The organism is Henriciella barbarensis (assembly GCF_003576345.1).
GTDB classification, from domain to species: domain Bacteria; phylum Pseudomonadota; class Alphaproteobacteria; order Caulobacterales; family Hyphomonadaceae; genus Henriciella; species Henriciella barbarensis.
This window is the reverse complement of sequence record NZ_QWGB01000010.1, coordinates 1-19761: the sequence shown is the minus strand read 5'-3', so window position 1 is coordinate 19761 and position 19761 is coordinate 1. Positions and strand designations below refer to the sequence as shown.

The following is a 19761-nucleotide window of genomic DNA, read 5'->3' as shown; positions in this document are numbered from 1 at the left end:
GACAGGTTGTAGCCAGCCAGCCAGACGGCCCACATCCCGCCGATCAGGCCGAAAGGCAGGCTCGCCATGATGATGAGGGTCCGGTCGAGCCTTCCGAAATGGAGCATCAGGAGCAGGAAAATCAGGGCAATCGCCGCTGGAATGGCAATTTTCAGCCGCGCATTCGCTTCCTGCATCTGTTCATACTGGCCGGAGAACTCCACCGCATATCCAGCGGGCAGGTTGACGGCGTTGGCAATCATCTGTCTGGCGTCTGCAACATAGCTGCCCATGTCCCGGTCCGCGATATCGACGAAAACCCAGCCAGTCAGCCGGGCATTTTCCGACCGGATCATTGGCGGGCCTTCCGTATAGGAAATGTCCGCCAGTTCGCTGAGAGGGATATGGGCGCCGGACGGGGCGGGGACGAGTATCTCTTCCAGGTCTGTGGCACTCTCACGAAATGGCCGATCATAGCGCAGGATCATGTCATAGCGTTCCCGGCCCTCGACAGACTGGGTGAGTGTCATGCCGCCCAAGGCGGTTTGGATCACGGACTGGAAGGTGGCCATGTCGATATTGCGCCGGGCGAGTTCGCCTCGGTCCGGCGTGATCTCGAGATATTTGCCGCCCATGACCCTGTCGGCGAAGGCCGAGCGCGTTCCGGGTACGTCCGAAACGGCCGCTTCTATCTCCCGGGCAATGGCTTCGATCTCGGTCAGATCGTCTCCGGTGACCTTGATACCAATGGGCGTGCGCACACCTGTTGAAACCATGTCCATACGGATCTTGATCGGGTAGCCCCATGAGTTCACAAGGCCGGGCATTTGCAGCTTGGCATCGAGCTCATCGGTGATGTCCTCGACCGTCACACCTGGCCGCCAATCGTCCTTCGGTTTCAGCTCGATCCATGTCTCGATCATGGTGAGTGGCGCCGGATCGGTTGCGGTATCGGCGCGCCCGGCCTTGCCGAAGACACGGTCGACTTCTGGAACAGTCTTGATGACGCGGTTTGTCTGGCCAAGAATCTCCCGCATCTTGGTCGATGACACGCCGGGCAGGGTGGTCGGCATATAGAGGAGCTCGCCTTCATAAAGGGCCGGCATGAATTCCGAGCCGATCCTCTGGACGGGCACGATGACGCTAGCCGTCAGCGCGAGTGCAAGGGCGACTGTGATCCACTTGAACCTCAGGGCTAGATGGAGCAGCGGTTTGTAGGCCCAGACGAAGAAGGCGTTCAGTGGATTGGCTTCCTCGCGGCGAAAGCGCCCCCGCATGAGATGCAGCATCAGGACAGGCACGAGCGTGACCGACAGGATGGCGGCGAAGGCCATCGCATACGTCTTGGTATAGGCAAGCGGACTGAAGAGCCTGAAGCTCTGACCGGTCAGGGCAAAGACCGGCAGGAAGGAGACCGTGATGATCAGGAGTGAAAAGAATATGCCGGGGCCGACTTCCTGGGCGGACTCGACCAGCGCCTGACGGCGGACTCTCGGATCGGGTTTCGGTCCCAAGTCCGCCAGTTTCCGGCTGGCATTCTCGACGAGCACGATCGAGGCGTCGACCATCGCTCCAATCGCGATTGCGATACCGCCAAGCGACATGATGTTCGCGGTGACGCCCTGCCAGGACATGATCAGGAAGGCCCCGAGCACACCAAGAGGCAGGGTAATAATGGCGACTAGGGACGAGCGAACATGCAGGAGGAAGATCAGGATGACGAGCGTGACCGCGATGCCTTCCTCGATAAGCTTGTCCTTCAGATAATCGACCGAGCCTTCGATGAGCGGGGCGCGATCATAGACGGTGACTATCTCGACCCCTTCCGGCAGGCCGCTCTGGAGGCTGTGGAGTTTCTCCTTCACGCGGTCGATCACGGAGAGGGCATTCTCGCCATCACGCATGACGACGATGCCCGCTACCGTTTCACCTTCGCCATTGAGCTCCACGATACCGCGCCTGAGAGCCGGGCCTTCGACAATTCGCGCCACGTCGCTCAGCTGGACAGGTGTGCCATCCTCCGCCTTGACCACGACCTGTTCGAGATCGATTTTCTCATCGACATAGCCGGACGAGCGGATCACATATTCGGTTTCACCCTGTTCGAGCACACGGCCGCCGACCTCGATCGAGGCCGCACGGACCGCATCCTGTATACGTGTAATCGACAGGTCGTAACTTCGCAGGCGGTTGGGATCGAGGAGAACCTGGTATTCCCGGACAAAGCCGCCGACGGACGCGACTTCCGCGACGCCTTCCACACCTGCGAGTTCGAGCTTCAGGAACCAGTCCTGAAGCGAACGGAGCTCCGCGAGATCGACGTTGCCGCTTTTGTCGACCAGGGCATACTGGTAGACCCAGCCGACGCCTGTCGCGTCGGGGCCAAGCTGCGGCACGGCGCCATCCGGCAGCTCCGACCCCAGTCTTGAGAGGGCTTCCAGGACGCGTGAGCGTGCCCAGTACATATCAACATCATCGTCGAAGATGACATAGACGAAACTGGTGCCGAACATGGAAGAGCCGCGCACATCCTTCGTCCTTGGCAGGCCGAGAAGATTTGTCGACAGGGGATAAGTAACCAGATCCTCGACGATCTGCGGGCTCTGGCCGGGAAAATCGGTGCGTATGATGACCTGTGTGTCGGTCAGGTCCGGCACTGCATCAAGGGGCGTGCGCTGGATGGCCATCCACCCCGTGATGGCGAGGGCCGCAGCGAGCATCAGGACAATGAGCTGGTTGGACACCGACCAAGAGATCAGCTTCGCGACCCATGATTTTGATGGATCACGACCGGCGAGGTCGTTTGAATCTTGTTCTGACATGCCTACCTCCTAGCGCTCGCTGGCCTGGTTGACGCCAGGGGCGCCGCGATCGACATTCATCGGCATGCCGGCCATCGGGTCTGGCCAGCCGATCTGTTCTTCTCCATCATCGCTATAAGGGTTGGCGGGGGTGCCAGCCTCCTGAAGCCAGTGCCGGTCAGTTGCCCTGTCCCTGTAGAGGGCCAGACCCGCATCTCTGTAGTGCTGTGGCGCGCCGTCGAGCAACCAGGGTTTCAGGGCTTCTACGAGTTTGGCGAGCTGAGTGGTGAGGTCTTCATTGCCGGCGGCATCCCGCGCTGCGGCCAGCGCGGTTTGCGAGGCATCGATGACCGGCGCCAGCTTGGTATTCGCGTAACGGTCTCTCAGTACAGGCGCCAGGGCGAGGGCCGGTCCAACGAACAGCGGATCAATGTCATACCCATCCGTCAGGGCCTCGTGGAAATAGAGCGCCATGTCGGTGAAGTGATCGATCTCAGCCAGGGTTTCGTCGTCCATCGGAATATCGGAGAGCGGTGTTTCCGGACTGGCCGGTCTCGCTTCTGGAGCCTCCAGCTTGGAGAGGCCTTCTTTCAGGTTGGCTTCGCTATCCAGCAGGAACTGCCCGCTGGCGACGACCATGTCGCCACTTTCCAGTCCCGACAGGATTTCGGTCCGGCCATTGGCTGAGATTCCCGTTCGCACGGCGCGTCCGGAAAAGCGGCCATTGCCTTCGGCGATGACGACACTGGCACCCTCACCACCAAGCAGAATGGCTTCACTCGGAACCGAAAGCCGCGGATGGCCACCGACATTCAGGCTTATGTCTGCATAGGCGCCCGGGCGAAGATAGCCCGATGCATTATCCACTTCGATCCTGACATCGGCGGTGCGGGTATTTGGATCAATTGTTGGATAGATATAATCGATGCGGCCTTCGCCAGGCGCATCGGGCGCGCTTGGAAAATCGAGCTCGGCCGGCATGCCTGTCTCCACCAGAGGCAAATCGCTCTCCGGCACAGAGGCAATGACCCACACATCGGCATAGGATTGAAGCCGTAATATGGGCGTACCGGGTTTTACATAGTCGCCATTGCGGATTTGGAGCTCGGCAACCGTGCCGCCAGCTTCCGCATAGACCGGGACGCGCTCAATGACTTGGCGGGTTTCGGTGAGCAGGTCGATGGCCGCGTTCTGCATACCAAGTGAGCGCAGGCGCTGCCGGACCGACGCGATACGCGCCTCGTTTCCAATTTTGAAAGAGTTCAGATAATCCCTTTGCGCGGCGATCAGGTCCGGACTGTAGATCCGGTAGAGAAGGCTACCAGAGCGGACCGTGTCGCCTTCGGCATTGACCGCCAGATCCTCGATCCAGCCTTCCAGCCGCGATACGGTAACATTCTCCAGCCGCTCATTCGTCTCGACCGTACCGAAGGCTCTCAGTCTCCGGCCAAAATCACTTGTCTCGACCTGTGCTGTCCTGATCCCCATGGTCTGGATCATTTCCGGCGAGACCGCCACGCCCGAGCCGGTGTCATCGGCATAGACCGGGATATAATCCATGCCCATGGAATCCTTTTTCGGAACGGGGGACGTGTCCGGCTTGCCCATGGGATGCTTGTAGTAAAGGATTTCTCCTTTTGAGCCTGACGGCTCCTGCGGATGTTGGGCGGGCACCAAATCCATGCCGCAGATCGGGCAGGTGCCGTCCGGATCGGTCGAGATATAGTGCGGATGCATGGGGCAGGTGTATCGCTGCGTCTCGCTCGAAGCGCTTGGCAATTCAGCCTGGCCGCCCGATGTTCGGGCAGGCGCGCCGCATGTGGCAAACAAGAGGGCGGCAGATGCCGTGCCAATTATCAGGAATGTCTTTTTCATTGTGTTACCAGGAGGGCATTCAGGCGTGCGATCGAAGCAGCCTTGCGGGCCGTTTCAGCTTCGATTTCCGCCCGGAGTTTGAGAATGGCGATCTCGCCGTCGATGATCGGCGCATAGCCGCCAACACCGGACTCATAAGTAATCAACTGGGCCTCGACTTCGTCTTCGACGGCAGCAATTTTGACCTGCAGGACATTGATACTGTCATCGGCCGAGCGGATAATGGCGTCCCGGGATGCGTACTGAGCCGCCGCATTCCGTGCGGCAGCCTGGTAGCGTTGCTCGGCGCCGGCCCGCTCAGCCTTAGCGGCGCGCAAGTTTGGTGCCTGCTTCCTTTCGGCCCAGAGCGGAACCGTAAAAGTCACCATACCGGAGACCCAGTCATCCCCCGCGAACATCGCGCCTTCATCGCGCTGTTGATAAGTGAGCTGGGCGCCCCATTCAGGTTTCCACGCTGAGCGGGCTTCATCGACACCGTAATTGGTAACGCGGACCGCCGCATCGGCAACACGCACGTTATGGAACTCAAGCGCGGCACCGGACCAGTCTTTTTCATTCAGGGGAGGGGCGCTGGTCGAGGGAACCAGACCGACGAGCTCGACCAGGAGCGCATCGGTCTCGGCTTCTTGCTGATCGAGATCAACAAGCGTCCGGGACACTTCCGCCCGCTCGCTTTCAATCTCCGCGAGGCGGTAAACGGCCGGGCGGCCCGCATCGATTTCTGCTTCTACAATGTCGACAAGCTCGTCATATTTTGCATCTCGCGCTTCGGCGAGAGTTTTCTGTCTGGTTATTCTTCTCTTGTCAGCCAGAAGGGCGATCAGTTCGGCGCGCAATGCCGCGTAACGAGCATTGCGAATCGCCTCGGTCTGGACCGACATCGCCCGGGCTTCACCGGCGCGCGCTTGCCGGCCTGCGAGGTTTGGAATTTGTTGCCGGATGCCGACGGCTTTATTGGTCGGCAGGTAAGTGTCGAAGGAGGGATCGAAGATCGGAAAGTTGTTGATCCCAAGGGATACGACGGGATCCGGTAACGCTGTTGCAGCGATAGCACGCTCCCGATTGGCCTCGGCATCATAACCGAGAGCGGAAAGACTTGGATGCGACTTGAGACGGGCTTCAAGCTCATCAAAGCTCTGAGCGCTGGCAACCGTCGCCAGTGGAATAGCAGCAAACGCTGCGACCAGCAGGATTCTGGCAATGTGGGGCATGATAAAACGGGAATTCCTGAATTGTGTGAAACGATGACGTCAGGCTGCTGTGGAAGCCGAAGGTCACCGCTCTCAATTCAGGAAGCGCTGTTTCAGAGAAATGGGTGTCTGGTGTGGCAGGACTGCATTTGGCGGCGGTCCTGTCGAGAGGGTCGACCGTTCAGGCGGAAACGCAACGGGCGCTTCAGCGAGTATGATCGGCAGGACAGGAGAAGGATCGGCAGACAGTGTAATTGGGTTGGCGTCCGACTGCGCCTGGATCAGCATGGGCGCGCAATCTGTGCCCGCCAGGCAATCTGAATCCGACGACGACTGCGGAGATTTATCTGCGTCCGCCTCGATTTCCATCGCCATATCGTGGCAAGGATGACTTGTGCTGATTTCGACCTTGGTGGCCGCCTCGTCGCCCAACATGAACGGACATGCCATGACAGGCTGCGCAGTAAGAATTGCTGCGGCCAAAAGGGTCAGGAGTCGTATCAGAATGGGCATCGGTTTGGTGGTTAGGTCAATAATCCAGAAATTTCAGTACAATACATTGAGAGATTCTATCACTTTTTGCGCCCGCCGAGCACTGCCACAAGCTCCTCGACCTTTTCTCGTCGCTCGTCGACATTGGTTCCAGTCAGAGCATGGTCCACGCAGGTCGCAATGTGATCGTCGAGAATAGTAGCTTCTAGCCCCGCCAGCGCGGCCTTCACTGCCTGCACCTGACGGATTACGTCGATACAATAGCGATCTTCCACCACCATCCTCGATATGCCACGCACCTGTCCCTCAATTCGGGCCAGCCTACGGGTCGCTGCATCTTTGGTTCCAGTCTTCATGGCAAATACCCCATACGGGGTATATATCTGGGGAGCTTGTGAGGCAATTGCCAGTTTCTTTGTGCTCAGCATCACAAGATTCCGCCCAAGACAGACTGGTACTCATCACTCAATAGGATTTCCAGCTGCGGTCCACGCCTTCATTGATCCGATATAGACATCGACCCTGGAGAAGCCGTGCCGCATGAGCTGGGAGGCAGCAATGGTTGCTCGCGCACCGCTCCCACACATGACCGTGACGGGCTTGTCCGGGTCGAGCTCACTGGCTGCTTCAGGCAGCTTGCCGACATAAGCGTGCTTGCTGTTCTTGATGTGGCCGTTTTCATATTCGTCGATGGCGCGGACATCGAGCAAGGTCCAACCTTCGGGCGGGTTGTCCACTCGCGCGGCCACCGCTTCAGTATCGACGAAATCAAGCATGTCGAGGGGACCGTTCTTAACGGCCAAGGGCATGGCGCCTCTGAAAAATCCGCTCACATTGTCGAAGCCGATGCGCTGAAGCGTGGTGGCCGCGTCGACGGCTTGGGTCTCATCCCGGGCCAGTAGCAGCACCGGTTTGTCGTTTGGTAGTAACCAGCCCGCGAAGGCGGCAAGCATGTCATGCGGGATGCAGAGCGAGTGCGTGCGGTGGCCGCCGGCAAAGTCGAAAATGCCACGGACATCGAGGCAGATCGCGTCGCCGGGATCGAGCAACATCGCCGGGGAGGAAGGCAGAGGCGCAGGCGGTGCGGCTTCGGTGCCCTTCATGTTGCCTTCTTCCATACGGCGGAAGTAGGGTGGAATATAGTGGTTTTCCGCCACTTTGGCGTCGATGAAGGCCTCCCGGTCCCCGATCTGCAGGCGCGGATTGTTGACCTTTTCATGGCCGATGGTGGAGAACTCCCGGTCGGCCATACCGGAGCCACAGACTGAACCTGCGCCATGGGCGGGATATACGAGGCACTGGTCGCCGAGCCCCATCAGTTTCTTAAGACTGTCATAAAGCAGGCCGGCGACTTCGCGTTTGCGATCGGGATAGAAGTCCGTGCGACCCACATCGCCGATGAACAGGGCATCGCCCGTGAACACGCCAACCGGACCTTCCTCGAAGCTCTTGTCATAAAGCACGTAGGAGAGACTGTCGTCTGTGTGCCCGGGCGTTTCGAGCACTTTAAGAAGGGCGCCGCCAATCTCGAACTTGTCACCTTCCCGCGTCTCGGCGGCATACTGGATCGGCTTTTCAGGGTTCGGCCCATGCCATACCTTTGCGCCGGTCTCCTTCTTCAGCACAGGCGCGCCTGACAGAAGGTCCTCATTCCGGTGGGTTTCGAAAATGTGCTTGATAACAGAGCCTTCCTCACGGGCGAGCTCCAGATAGATGTCGATGTCACGCCGCGGATCGATGACGGCGGCTTCGCCATCGGCGCTCAGGAAGTAGGAGAGGTGGGCAAGGCCCTGTGTTTTGATCTTTTCAAGTCTCATTTGTTTCGCTCCTATTCGGGATCGAATGGGTCTGACTGGACGCGAAAAGCGCGTCAGTCCTCGGCGATGGCTGCACCGGCAGCGTCGTCTGGATTGAGCGTGCCTTCAAAAGGGGGAACGGGACGGCTCTCCGCCTCGCTCTCAGTCGACGCCGGGCCATTCTCCGCGATGTCCAAAATCAGCCACTCCATTTCCTTGATCTCGCGGCGCTGCGCCGTGATGATCTCGTCGGCAAGCTCACGTACACGGACATCCTCGATGCCGGCGCGTTCACTTGTCATAATTGCAATGGAGTGGTGGGGTATCATCGCCTTCATGTACGACCGGTCCTCGACCGTGCTCTGGCTGCGCACCAGCCACAACGCCAGGACAAACACCACGGCAGCGCCAATGAAAATGCCGGAATTAATCCGGCTGTCCTTGTACATGTTGAGCATGAAGCTCAGCATTACGACGGCCATCGCCGCACCCATGATGAAAGCCATGTAGAAGCGCGTCTCGCTCCAGCGAACATGCTCCCACGCGTACGTATTAAGATACATAAGCCCGAACATCACGATCATCGACGTGACAATCATGGCACCAAAGCGCCAATAGCTATTCTTCATCTCCACTTTGAACGTCCTCCTTATACGGTGGCGGGGTATTTCCACGACTAACGGGAAAGGGTGTAAACAGGTTCCGAGCTATTCCGATTTTTGAATTCCGACTGAAGTTGGAGCATCAAATAGGTTTCGCATCAGAAAGAAAATGAAGGATACCGAGCACGAAATCAGCAAGCACCCAATGATTGATTTCAGTCCAAGCTGTTGTGTTCGGCAAGTCTAACAGGCTCAGGTCTTCATCACTTTTAAATATTGAGTTCGTAGCCTGAAATTATTTCATGAAATCAACCTGAAACTTAACCGGCCCATCTATTGATACATAGTGGACTTGTTCAGGTCGTATGAGGACGCTGTCACCCCCATAGAGGTCTGTGCGCGTTTCGGGCGGCCCGGTCACAACATACGTAAGAGCGCCGGATAATACGTTGAGGCGGCCATATGTACCCGGCTTTGTGCTATGCGCCTTTGTCAGTTTCTTAGGAACGGTATCCTGATGAAAGATCGGAGACTGTGCATACACTTCAATGCTGTCTGGGATACTGCTTCGTGTCATGAGCATGCCCTTGCGAGAAATAGAAGCACCACCGCCAGGGCTGCGACTTTGATGATCTCCAGCGAGACGTAGGTGCGGTGAAGAAAAGCGCTTGGTTCAGATATAAGCGCGGGATGGATGTAAAAGCGCTGGGCCAGAACAATCAAGATTGCTGCGATGAACGCCGCAATCGTGACGCCATAGCCCAAGCCTCGCGGCTTGGTCGCAATCAGAATACAGGCTGTAGCGAGGCCTCCCATCACTAACTCCATATAGCCAACGTAAGTGAACTGCACACGCCCCACACTGACCAGGTCTGCAGTGTTCAATGCCGTGACTGTGAACTTAGCCGGCGCGGCGATAAGGTTTGCGCCTATCGCTGCGCCAAGCCATATGCAGACAAAGCAGATGAATGCGATATGGGGCTTAGTCATGTCTGGTCCGCCCCAATTCCGGCTCATTGAACATTGCAAGTCTAACACTGTTGGCGATGCGGTCAGCGCGCGCCGCGAAACAGCCCCTCGCTGCCGCCGCGAAAGCAGTGCCCTTTAATGTCTTCTGAAACATAGCAAGCGATGTTTTGTAACCCGCAGGCGTGGTCGCCTCCACATGTGTGTGGTGAGTAGGGACAGGTTTGCCGCTATACTCGCCTGCACTCGATGCGACGGACGCCCAAAACCGTTTTATCGTTACTGAATGCGGCTCCCAGTCCGGAATAGCAGTGTTGAAGACCGGTCCAAGCTTAGCATTTGTGCGGACATGCTCATAAACGGTGCCGGCGAGGCGCGAGATGTAGACATAATCGAGTCGGAGAGCAGAAGTCTCTGTCTGTATTTTGAAGCGGAGCTCTCTGACGCCAAGACTCGTTGCGACCTCCGCAACGCGATAGCCTCGCTCAGTGGTGATCTGCGCCACTACATTCCGTTTGAAATCGTCGCTGAAAATACCCTTACCCATCATGGCCTACTTGCCTCAAACGTGCGGAAGAAAGCGTCTGCAAGCCTAGGGACTATTCACACTTTTACATCGACCGCCACATCAACCGTCGCCAAGCTTTCCAATCGCAGCGAGATGCTGCTCTCCTAGAATGGCGCCAGCGTCTGGCTGTATAGGGTAGGGCGCGTGGATATATTCGGAATGACCATGGCCAAGAACCGATGGGAAAAAGTATCAATGGATCGCCTGTCGTGAATTCTTGGCGAAGCGTTTTGACCGTTATCAGAAATATTCCTTTGTGACCCCAGAACTACAAGGTGCTTGGCAACTGCGTAGCAGGGTATTTATCCCACATTCTTGCATCTTGGAAAACTAAAGAAGGCTCCGACCGAAACGTATCGACACTTGCTTTGCATTTTATATCGGAATTTTCCGTCGGATGTGGCAGCTGTATCATCATATGGTTTTAGGAGGCGGGCTGCATGGACCCCAACGATGGTTTTTTAGAGCACCTCACCGCTGAACGGTTGGGACAAATAGTCGAAAATTCAGCAACTGAGATCTATCTCTTCAGCCAAGATACGTACCGATTTGTGCTGGTCAATGAGGGCGCAAGAACGAACCTAGGTTACACGAATCGCGAGCTGAGGTCGCTTGCGCCTTGGGACATCAAGCCAGGGTTTTCCAAAGCTGAGTTCATGGATACCGTTGCTCCTCTGGTGTCGGGCGAAGTTAGTTATCTAGATTTTGAAACCATCCACCGGCGCAAGGATGGGACGGATTATAACGTGTCCGTTCGCCTGCAACTCGTTGCCAATTCCGAGCAGCCACTCTTCTTCGCCGCGATACAGGACATCACGCATAAGACAGCAATTGAAGACGAGTTGCGCCGCACGACCGGCCGGTTAGATGCCATACTAAATAACACCACCATGTCTGTGTTCATGATGGACCACCGCCAACACTGCGTCTTCATGAACAAGGCTGCTGAGGAACTGACGGGTTACAAATTCGAAGAAACCATTGGCCGTCCGCTCCACGACGTCGTGCATCATACCTATCCAGATGGGCGCCCGTTCCCCATAGACGAGTGCGCAATTGACCGTGCCTTTCCGGAAGATAATCAGACACAGGGAGAGGAAATTTTCGTCCACAAGGATGGGAGGTTTTACCCGGTCGCGTTCACAGCGTCGCCGATGAAAGATGAAACCGGTCAGACCTTCGGAACGATTATTGAGGTTCGCGACATTGAAGAAGAGCAGAAAGCTCGAAAGGCTCTCAACGACTTCAATGCCGAACTCAGTCGACGCGTCGACGAAGCGATAGCTGAGAGGCGGCGCGTTGAAGCTCAGCTCGTGCAAGCGCAGAAGATGGAAGCTGTTGGCCAGCTAACCGGAGGCGTTGCTCATGACTTCAACAATCTGCTCCAGGTCATAAGTGGAAGTTTGCAGCTTGCAAAGAAGTCGCCTGCGGCGGATGAACGCTTGCACCAGCGTCTTGATGCAGCTCTTGACGCTGTTGCTCGCGGGGCAAGGCTCGCGACCCAGCTTCTAGCGTTTAGCCGGCAGCAAACACTAGAGCCGAAAGTCGTCAATGTCGGGCGGCTCGTTCGCAACATGGACGAGTTACTAAGGCGCGCAATAGGCGAGACAATTGAAGTCGAGACGGTGATTTCTGGCGGACTTTGGAACTCTTTGGTCGATCCGGGACAAATCGAAAATGTTCTCCTGAACCTCGCGATAAATGCGCGTGACGCTATGGATGGGCAAGGGAAGCTGACGATCGAGGCCGGGAACGCTGAACTCGATGAAGCCTATGCTCGCGCGCATGCCGAGGTGAAGCCTGGCCAGTATGTGATGCTTGCCATCACAGACACCGGGTGTGGTATTCCCGCAGACATTGTCGACAAGGTCTTCGACCCGTTCTTTACAACTAAGCCTGTGGGGAAAGGGACTGGTCTCGGCCTCAGCATGATTTTCGGGTTCGTGAAGCAATCCGAAGGTCACATCAAAATTTACAGCGAAGAAGGCCAAGGTACGACGGTGCGTATCTATCTACCCCGTACACGTGAGAGAGAAGATGTCATCGTTGCTGAACACATCGAAACGGTGAGCGGCGGTGACGAGACAATTCTCTTAGTCGAGGACGATGACGCCGTGCGAACCACCTCTCTCGAACTATTGCGAGATCTTGGGTATCGAGTCCTCGAAGCCAACAATGCTGAGAATGCGCTTGCGATCGTCAACAGCGGGATCGCAATCGATTTGCTGTTCACCGATGTAGTCATGCCCGGGTCTGTGAGTAGCCCAGATCTGGCGCGTCAGGCTCAAGCCAAATTGCCCAATTTGGCTGTCTTGTTCACATCTGGATACACTAGAAACGCTATTGTTCACGCTGGCCGGCTGGATGACGGTGTTTCTCTTATTAGCAAACCATTCACACGCGAACGCTTGGCTTTAAAGGTCAGAGAGCTGTTGAATAAATATCGAAGTGAAAAAGCGAGCATTACCACGCCGCAAAAGGCCGAGAACGTGCAGCGAACCATACTGGTTCTTGAGGACGAAGCATTCATTCGCCTTGTTGCGACGGACGTACTTGAAGAGGCGGGACATCGCGTCATAGAGGCCGGCACGATTTCGGAGGCCAGATCAGCACTCGCTGAGCAAGCTGTTGATATCCTGATAGCTGACATTGGCCTGCCGGATGGATCCGGTCTCGATTTCATATCCGAGGCAGTCGGTGAGAGGCCTTCCATGGGATTTATCGTTACCTCGGGAAGAGATGTAAGCTCAGAACTGTCTGGAAAAGTGTCGGAGAGCGATATTAAGTTCGTGAACAAGCCCTATCAGGACAAAGATCTTGTTTCCGCCCTTCGAGAGCTTCTTTCGCGGAAGCAATCGATGCGGAGAGCTAAGTAGCGTTTCTCTTTCTGGCGAGAATGCTCTTGATCAACTCCGACTTCGGTCCAAGCGCCCCGCTTTGATGCTCAATGTGCTACCAATTGCCAGAAGCAATCTCAAGTCGCGGAACCGGTAGGGTCGCATTGCCAAGGCCTTCGGCAAAATCTAGAACGCTGCGAAATCTTGGGGAGGAAAGATGCCTAACTTTGACGACACGCTCGCTTATATGATGCCTCATCACTTCGGCGGTCAGCCGTTGTCTGGCGAGCCGACGATCTACGATGACACCACCGCGCTAACGATATTTTATGAGTCAGACGAAGAACGTCTGGCCTCATTTCTGCCGGGCGGCTTCAGCTTGCGCCAGAACGAAGTCATGGTCTCAATGATGGAAAACAGGGGTGTCCGCTGGATGGGGTCGGAGCCGTACAATATCGTGGCCGTCAATATCGCGGCGCGATGGGAAGCCGAGGGTATTGACGGTTGGTACTGCCTCGTCGTGTGGGAAAACCGAGCCACTCCTATTCTCCCCGGTCGAGAGCAAACCGGTATTCCAAAGATTTTCGGCGAGGTTGAAGCGTTAAGGCGGTTTCCTGATGCCACTGTTCGCACCTGGAGCCATTATGGTGGGCATACGCATTGCGAGATTCTCGCTTCTGATGTGTGCGTGGCAACCCCGGAGCAACGAGCGAATGTCGAGGCGGAGTTCAAATCAATGAACTGGTTCGGTTTCCGATTCATTCCTGCGACGAATGCGGCAGGCGCCGCTCTCGCTCAACCAACTCTTTTCCCGCAGGAGTTCAAGGTGCGCCATGTTGAGACCGGAACGCCCAGCCTTCAATGGTCGGCGCCCGCGATGCACAAGAACCCGACCCAGGCTCATATTGTTGCCTCATTGAGAAGTCTTCCCATTGCTGGATACACACGCCCCGCAGTCATAATGCAGGCGCGTGCAGACCTTCGGGGAGACCTCGCGCGGGTGCTCGCCTAGTTTGCCTGGCGTACTTGGCCGCTGCCAGACGTCGATCGAATAAAGGCGAGGGCTTTTTCGGCGAGCAGGTGTCCGGAGTCTTCTTGGCAGAAGTGTCCCGTGTTCGGAAGTGTTTCGTGAGGCATGTTTCTCGCCCCGGGAATACGGTCCTGGAAAATCTTATCCCAGCCAGCGGTTATGGGATCGGAATCGCCAAACAGGGTTAGAAACGGCTTATCGAAGCGCTTCAATGCGCTCCAGGCCTTCTGGTTATCAGCAAGCGCCTGATCTTTATGGCTTAAAGGAACAAGGCTGGGAAGTCTGCGCGCGCCGGCCTTCCACTTAATGCCTGGAAATGGCGCATCATAAGCAGCGGCCGCCTGCTCACTAATCCCCCTCGCTGTGCCGCGAGTGACGATTTTTCCAATGGGAAATACGGGCGACCATCTGGAAAAACGACGCCATTTCCTGAACTGATCCGGCATTGGTCGTGATCCATCGGGTAAAGCGGTATTGCTTGCAATAATACGGTCAAAGCGCTCCGGCTGAACCGCAGCCAATCGCAATCCCAGTAACCCACCCCAGTCCTGACAGAACATCGTAATTCTTTTCAGTTCAAGCCGTTCGAGGAAGCGCATAAGCCACAAGACCATCTGCCCATAGCTGAAGTCACGCGGATAAAGTGGCTTGTCTGATTTTCCAAAGCCAATGAGATCCGGTGCGATCACCCGGCAACCAGCCTCGGCGAGGATGGGGATCATGTGCCGGTAGAGGTATGACCAGGTTGGTTCGCCGTGAAGAAGCAGAACGAGCGGTCCGTTCTTCGGTCCTTCATCCAGATAGTGTTGACGGATGCTGCCAAATTCCAGATCAGGGATCTCTACATAATGGGATTGAAAGGGATATTCGTCTAGACAGTCGAAGCGAGCTTCGGGAGTTCTTGCCAAACCCTTAGACGGAGACGCACTAGAATCGTTCATTATTTAACTTTTCCTCCGCAATATACTGCCCGTGCTTGAGGTGCATGAATCTCACGCTGCTTTTCTACCGTGCAATACTCAACTAGATCGACAATGGTAAACGTAAAATTTACCTCTGTTGCCCAACCTGCGAGGCAAAGCTTTGCGTATCCGACTATTTGCAGGCTGACGCTTGCTTTCGCGTATGATGGCAATGTGAGAGATCGGTTCTTCTTCTAAAAATACGCGCGCTCGATGGTAAGTAACTATGTCCAGTTGCGGCCTAGGCCCAGCCAGCCGAACAGTCTGCGCAGCGTCATAAAATCGGACGCGACAATGCCAGGTATTGCCATATGCGTGCTTCCGTGGCGTCAGCTTGTGACGACCTACAATTACGTTAGATAAGCAACCGCAGCATGTGATCTGCACGGGATGGGGGCAAGTCAATTGGCACATCGCTTGAACAAGCTTAGAGAATTGATTTATGTGGCGATCCGCACCGCACCAGAAGATGTCCTGAGTGATATTCGAAACATCACCACTCCAAAAGCAGACGATGCCTCAGTTGAGCTTGCCGAAATCGTGGTGGAAACGGTGCGCAAGTGGGCAAATAAGCACGATTTTATGGACGAGTAATGAAGTAGTTGGGTAGTTGGAAATATCAATATTAAACAATAGCTTGAATTTCTGAGTGGCCGCGCGAGCGAAGCGCATAATGTAGCAAAGTCCATAGCGGTATTTGCCAGTTGCAACCGGTTGCGACACTTCTAAACGATCCGTCTTAGGTCTCTGACAAACCTAGTTGTTCACGTTGATAGTGAAAGGCCCGCTCGCTTCCTCGCCGTTTGCTGTTGTTAGAAGGAACAGACGGTCCGGGCCTGCCTCATCGAACATCACATCGAATTGAAGCTCAGGTCCGCCTCGCGAATTTGCTCCATGCTGGTGCGCGCGGGTCGGATGGGCGTGTATCATGCTTGAGGCACTCTCGCTGAACCCGACGAGATGGCCGTACGCTTCCATGAGCGGCTCCAGCCCTTCGAATGGTGCGCCATTCGAGCCAGTCACCGTGACGGTGAGCGTGACAGGAACACCGACGTTCACGGTCTCAGCAGCACTCAGCTCAAACTGTAGGCCATTTGCAGCGGCCGTAAGGCCATTCTCGCTGGACAATGCAGGCGCGGCGTCCTCTCCCACAATGAGTGCTTCAGAGCGAATGACTTCGGCAGCGCTGGTCTCATCGTCATGGTGGTGGCCTTCACCTCCACCATCATGGTTATGTGCCTCCTCGCCTTCGGCAAGCGTGTATTGGGTCCGAACGCGGTAGGCGCGCGAATACTCCGGAGGTTGAGAGCCGGATACAAAGCCGTCGACCTCTTTCCCATACTGGCAATAATGCGATGCCACTTATGCATTTCGGCTGCTAAGGACGCAAAAGCAGACATATCGCGCTCATGGGCTTCGCAATGCACCAAACCATTCAAAACCTCGAAGCTCGTCAAATCAATGACGAGGCCCTTATCCACATTGGCTGTGTGCTAGTGCCGCAGATCGTGCATCCGCCGAGTATCTTCGCTTGTCAGTTTGGTCTCGCAGACAACCTGAAGGACATCGGCATATTCAGTCAGTGTCTCGCTAACACAAGTCTACTCCTTTGCTTGAGAGGATGCGTGCCCGTAGACAGGTGCGTTCTTGTGAGCGTTGTCTTCACGCTCGAACTCAAGGCTTGAATGACCAATACCGAAGCGCTGGTTCAAATGCTCCTTGATTGCCGCCTTGATGATCTCAATGCTCGACCAGTTTTGTTCAGGCACAACGACGTGACAGTCGAGCGCCGTCTCGTGTTCCTGCATTTGCCAGAGATGCACGTGGTGAACGTCCGCAACGCCATCGACACTTCGCATCGCTTCCACGACGGCGGCATTGTCGATCTCGGGTGGGCTACCCAGCATCAACATATGGATCGGCCCGCCAATTTCACGGAACGACAGATAGAGAATGTATACCGCGATACCGATCGTCACGAGCGGATCGACCAGTCTCCAGTCATAGAGGAGGATGAGCGTTCCGCCTGCAACCACGGCTACCGATGCGAGTGCATCCGAAAGGTTGTGAAGGAAGAGCGCCCGGATATTCACGCTCCCTTTCTGCATCGAATAGGTCAGGAGGGCTGTCAGCGTATCGATGACCAGCGCAACACCGCCAAGAATAACGATCGTCCAGCCGCCAACGGCGGGGGGATCAATGATCCGCATGACACCCTCATAGATCAGATAGAGGCCGATGATGGTCAAAGATGTATAATTGATCAGGGCTGCGACGATCTCGATGCGGCCATACCCAAAGGTCATCCGCTCATCAGCCGGTCGCCGCGCAATCTTGCGCGCAGCGAACGCGATGACGAGCGACGCCATATCAGAGAAATTGTGCAGAGCATCGGCGATGAGCGCGAGGCTGCCGGAGAGAATCCCCCCGACAACCTGCCCAACGGTTAGTAGTGCGTTTGCCCAGATAGCAATGGAGACCCGGCGATCACCGCTTTTGGGATCAAGGCTGTCATGTTCATGTGCGTGGCTCATGATCGGCCTCCTCTTCCAGCACCTTGCGCTTGCATTCGAGATACGCGCGTCGCCGCGCGTGTACCGCGTTTTTGACACGGCTCTTTGATGGTATCAGGCCGCATTCTTCCTGCACCTTGGCCGCCTGCTCACTTGAAAGGGACACCATCGCGTTGCCGAGATTCCCGCAGCCCGCCAGGGCTGCGAGAGAAATCGACATGACCGCAACGCGAAGTTCACGATGGATGAACATGCTCGGCCTCCAACAAGGAATGGTGCGCGTCGGGCTTCGGTGCGAACCAGCGGTGAAGGGCTGGCAGGACAAGCAAGGTCAACACGGTCGATGAGACCAGCCCGCCCATGACGACCGTGGCCAGTGGCCGCTGCACTTCAGCACCGACACCACTCGCGAAGAGCAGTGGCGCAAGGCCGAGCGCCGTCGTAAGGGCGGTCATCAGAACAGGACGTGCCCGCAAGCCTGCCGCCTCGACGGCAAGTTCATCGCGGCCCCGGCCTTCCCTGGCAAAATCATCCATGAAGCTGACCAGCACCATGCCATTGCCGAGCGCGATGCCAAACAGGGCAATAAAGCCGACCGTCGCGGGCACCGAGATCGGCAGGCTCGCAACCCAGAGCGCCATCGCGCCGCCGGTCAGCGCCAGCGGAATGTTGAGCAGGATCAGGATGGCTGATTTCATGCGCCCGAAGGTTAATAGCAGGATCAGGAACACGATGCCCAGCGTGATCGGGATCACGACCGCAAACCGCGCATTCGCTTCTTGCTGGAGTTCGAACTGCCCGCCCCATTCGACGCGGTAACCGGCCGGTAAGTCAAGCTGGCCGGCGACCGCCGCCTGCGCATCGGCGACATAGCTGCCGATGTCGCGTCCTCTCACATTGAGCTGGACGGTGATGAAGCGCTCGCCATTCTCGCGCGTGATCTGGCGCGGCCCGACGATCTCCCTGATGTCTGCCACGCTTTCGAGTGGAACCCGTGCGCCGCTGGATGATTCCAGAATGATCCGTCCGATGGCCGCGGGCGTGTCGCGGTCTTCTTCGGCATAGCGCACGATGACGGGGAACTGGCGTACCCCCTGGAAAACGGCGCCAGCCTCTGCCCCGCCAACACCTGAACGCAAGGCGTCAAGCGCCTCCTCGACACTCAGGCCGTATCGGCCGAGCGCCGGACGGTCGAGCGAGACCACAAGCTGAGGCGCGCCGGTGATCTGATCGGCCTGGACGTCTGTGGCTCCCGGAATCTCCTGCAGGACCGCCTGCAAATCCTGCGAGCCTTCCAGAAGAACCTCCGTATCCGGCCCGAAGATCTTGACCGCCAGCTGCGCCTTTGTGCCGGTCAGGAGTTCATCAACCGACATGGCGATCGGCTGGCCGACATTAACCCTGACACCTGGAAAGCTGCCGAGATTTTCGGAGATCGACGCACGAAGTTCGTCCGGGCTGATGCCATCGCGCCATTCGCTTCGGGGTTTGAGCGCCACGAAGGCCTCGATACTGTTGACCGGGTCGGCATGCGCGCCGACTTCCCCGCGCCCGATCCGGCTGACGATCGAACTGACCTCTGGGAAAGAATCTAGCACTCTTTGCTCGATCCGCGTCGAGGTTTCCTTTGCCTCGGTGAGTGAGATGGAAGGCGCCATAGTCACTCTCAAAATTATGTCGCCTTCCTCCAGCGCCGGAGTGAACTCCGAGCCGAGACGTGTGGCCGACAATCCCCCGACCAGCAGCAGGATGCCCGCGAGCCCGACCGCCGCAAGACGACGCCGGACGAAGAAGGCCGCAAGCGGCTTGATCTGTGAAACAAGCCGACTGTCGCTCTCCTGGCTATTGCTCGTGGGCGGACGCATGAGGCCGAGCGCCATGGCCGGAGCGATGAGCGCCGCATAGATCAGCGACCCTGTCATCGCGAGTGCGGCCGAAGCGGCGAGCGGCCGGAACGTCTTGCCCTCTGTGCCCTGTAGCGAGAAGAGCGGAAGGAAGACGATGATCACCACGGCAACGGCAGCAGTCAGCGGCGCGATTACTTCGGCGCTCGCTCGCGCGACAGTCGTGCGGCTATCTTCATCCTCGCGTCGTTCGCGGAGTCCGCGATCAACGTTCTCGGCGATGACGATGGCGCCGTCGACCATCAT

18 protein-coding genes and 1 pseudogene are annotated in these 19761 nt (G+C 56.8%); 4 read left to right on the top strand and 15 right to left on the bottom strand.

Annotated elements, in window-relative coordinates; translation table 11 throughout:
- From D1224_RS14165 to D1224_RS14120, 10 genes are all read right to left on the bottom strand, one after another.
- Positions 1-2801, bottom strand: a 2801-nt coding sequence (locus D1224_RS14165) for an efflux RND transporter permease subunit (protein WP_147372406.1), incomplete at its 3' end; no start/stop codon positions are given.
- A 9-nt stretch (positions 2802-2810) separates the two neighbouring features.
- The gene (locus D1224_RS14160; RefSeq protein ID WP_233350491.1) at positions 2811-4655 is read right to left on the bottom strand and encodes an efflux RND transporter periplasmic adaptor subunit; all 1845 of its coding nucleotides are present in this window, start codon (positions 4653-4655) and stop codon (positions 2811-2813) included.
- Positions 4652-5866 carry a TolC family protein gene (locus D1224_RS14155; protein ID WP_119379868.1) on the bottom strand — a complete coding sequence of 405 codons (1215 nt, stop codon included), beginning with the start codon at positions 5864-5866 and terminating at the stop codon, positions 4652-4654. Before D1224_RS14155 ends, D1224_RS14160 begins: the two co-directional genes overlap by 4 nt.
- A 72-nt stretch (positions 5867-5938) precedes the next feature.
- Entirely contained in the window at positions 5939-6358 is a 420-nt protein-coding gene (locus D1224_RS14150; RefSeq protein ID WP_119379869.1) for a hypothetical protein, read from the bottom strand.
- A 59-nt stretch (positions 6359-6417) separates the two neighbouring features.
- The gene (locus tag D1224_RS14145; RefSeq protein ID WP_119380617.1) at positions 6418-6693 is read right to left on the bottom strand and encodes a metal-sensitive transcriptional regulator; all 276 of its coding nucleotides are present in this window, start codon (positions 6691-6693) and stop codon (positions 6418-6420) included.
- A gap of 105 nt (positions 6694-6798) precedes the next feature.
- Positions 6799-8154, bottom strand: coding sequence for an MBL fold metallo-hydrolase (locus tag D1224_RS14140; RefSeq protein ID WP_119380616.1), 1356 nt, complete (start codon positions 8152-8154; stop codon positions 6799-6801).
- Between the two features lie 53 nt (positions 8155-8207).
- Positions 8208-8762: a DUF305 domain-containing protein gene (locus D1224_RS14135; RefSeq protein ID WP_119380615.1), complete on the bottom strand. Its 555-nt coding sequence runs from the start codon at positions 8760-8762 to the stop codon at positions 8208-8210.
- Between the two features lie 268 nt (positions 8763-9030).
- Complete coding sequence (locus D1224_RS16885; protein ID WP_182482315.1) at positions 9031-9312, bottom strand: DUF1971 domain-containing protein; 282 nt, start codon at positions 9310-9312, stop codon at positions 9031-9033.
- Positions 9309-9725: a hypothetical protein gene (locus D1224_RS14125; RefSeq protein ID WP_119380613.1), complete on the bottom strand. Its 417-nt coding sequence runs from the start codon at positions 9723-9725 to the stop codon at positions 9309-9311. The genes D1224_RS16885 and D1224_RS14125 overlap by 4 nt, the downstream gene beginning before the upstream one ends.
- Positions 9718-10251: a globin gene (locus D1224_RS14120; RefSeq protein ID WP_119380612.1), complete on the bottom strand. Its 534-nt coding sequence runs from the start codon at positions 10249-10251 to the stop codon at positions 9718-9720. The genes D1224_RS14125 and D1224_RS14120 overlap by 8 nt, the downstream gene beginning before the upstream one ends.
- Positions 10252-10301: 50 nt before the next feature.
- Here D1224_RS14120 and D1224_RS16910 point away from each other — a divergent pair.
- The 3 genes and pseudogenes from D1224_RS16910 to D1224_RS14110 all read left to right on the top strand — a co-directional run.
- Positions 10302-10403: pseudogene (locus D1224_RS16910) on the top strand (IS6 family transposase); the annotation flags it as partial.
- A gap of 306 nt (positions 10404-10709) precedes the next feature.
- Entirely contained in the window at positions 10710-13145 is a 2436-nt protein-coding gene (locus D1224_RS14115; protein WP_119380611.1) for a PAS domain S-box protein, read from the top strand.
- A gap of 178 nt (positions 13146-13323) precedes the next feature.
- Positions 13324-14118 (top strand): acetoacetate decarboxylase family protein, encoded by a 795-nt coding sequence (locus D1224_RS14110; protein WP_119380610.1) that lies wholly within the window; start codon positions 13324-13326, stop codon positions 14116-14118.
- Here the strand turns inward: D1224_RS14110 and D1224_RS14105 are convergent.
- On the bottom strand, positions 14115-15077 hold the full coding sequence (locus D1224_RS14105) for a haloalkane dehalogenase (RefSeq protein WP_119380609.1): 963 nt from the start codon (positions 15075-15077) through the stop codon (positions 14115-14117). The genes D1224_RS14110 and D1224_RS14105 overlap by 4 nt on opposite strands.
- Positions 15078-15515: 438 nt before the next feature.
- On the opposite strand from D1224_RS14105, the gene D1224_RS16350 reads away from it, so the two are divergent.
- On the top strand, positions 15516-15692 hold the full coding sequence (locus D1224_RS16350; RefSeq protein WP_182482314.1) for a hypothetical protein: 177 nt from the start codon (positions 15516-15518) through the stop codon (positions 15690-15692).
- Between the two features lie 162 nt (positions 15693-15854).
- On the opposite strand, the gene D1224_RS14100 is transcribed toward D1224_RS16350, so the two are convergent.
- The 4 genes from D1224_RS14100 to D1224_RS14085 all read right to left on the bottom strand — a co-directional run.
- Positions 15855-16460 (bottom strand): hypothetical protein, encoded by a 606-nt coding sequence (locus D1224_RS14100; protein WP_119380608.1) that lies wholly within the window; start codon positions 16458-16460, stop codon positions 15855-15857.
- Between the two features lie 239 nt (positions 16461-16699).
- Positions 16700-17632 carry a cation diffusion facilitator family transporter gene (locus tag D1224_RS14095; RefSeq protein WP_119380607.1) on the bottom strand — a complete coding sequence of 311 codons (933 nt, stop codon included), beginning with the start codon at positions 17630-17632 and terminating at the stop codon, positions 16700-16702.
- The gene (locus D1224_RS14090; protein WP_119380606.1) at positions 17616-17864 is read right to left on the bottom strand and encodes a hypothetical protein; all 249 of its coding nucleotides are present in this window, start codon (positions 17862-17864) and stop codon (positions 17616-17618) included. The genes D1224_RS14095 and D1224_RS14090 overlap by 17 nt, the downstream gene beginning before the upstream one ends.
- The coding region (locus D1224_RS14085; RefSeq protein WP_147372404.1) for an efflux RND transporter permease subunit at positions 17848-19761 on the bottom strand (1914 nt) is incomplete at its 5' end. The genes D1224_RS14085 and D1224_RS14090, both read right to left, overlap by 17 nt.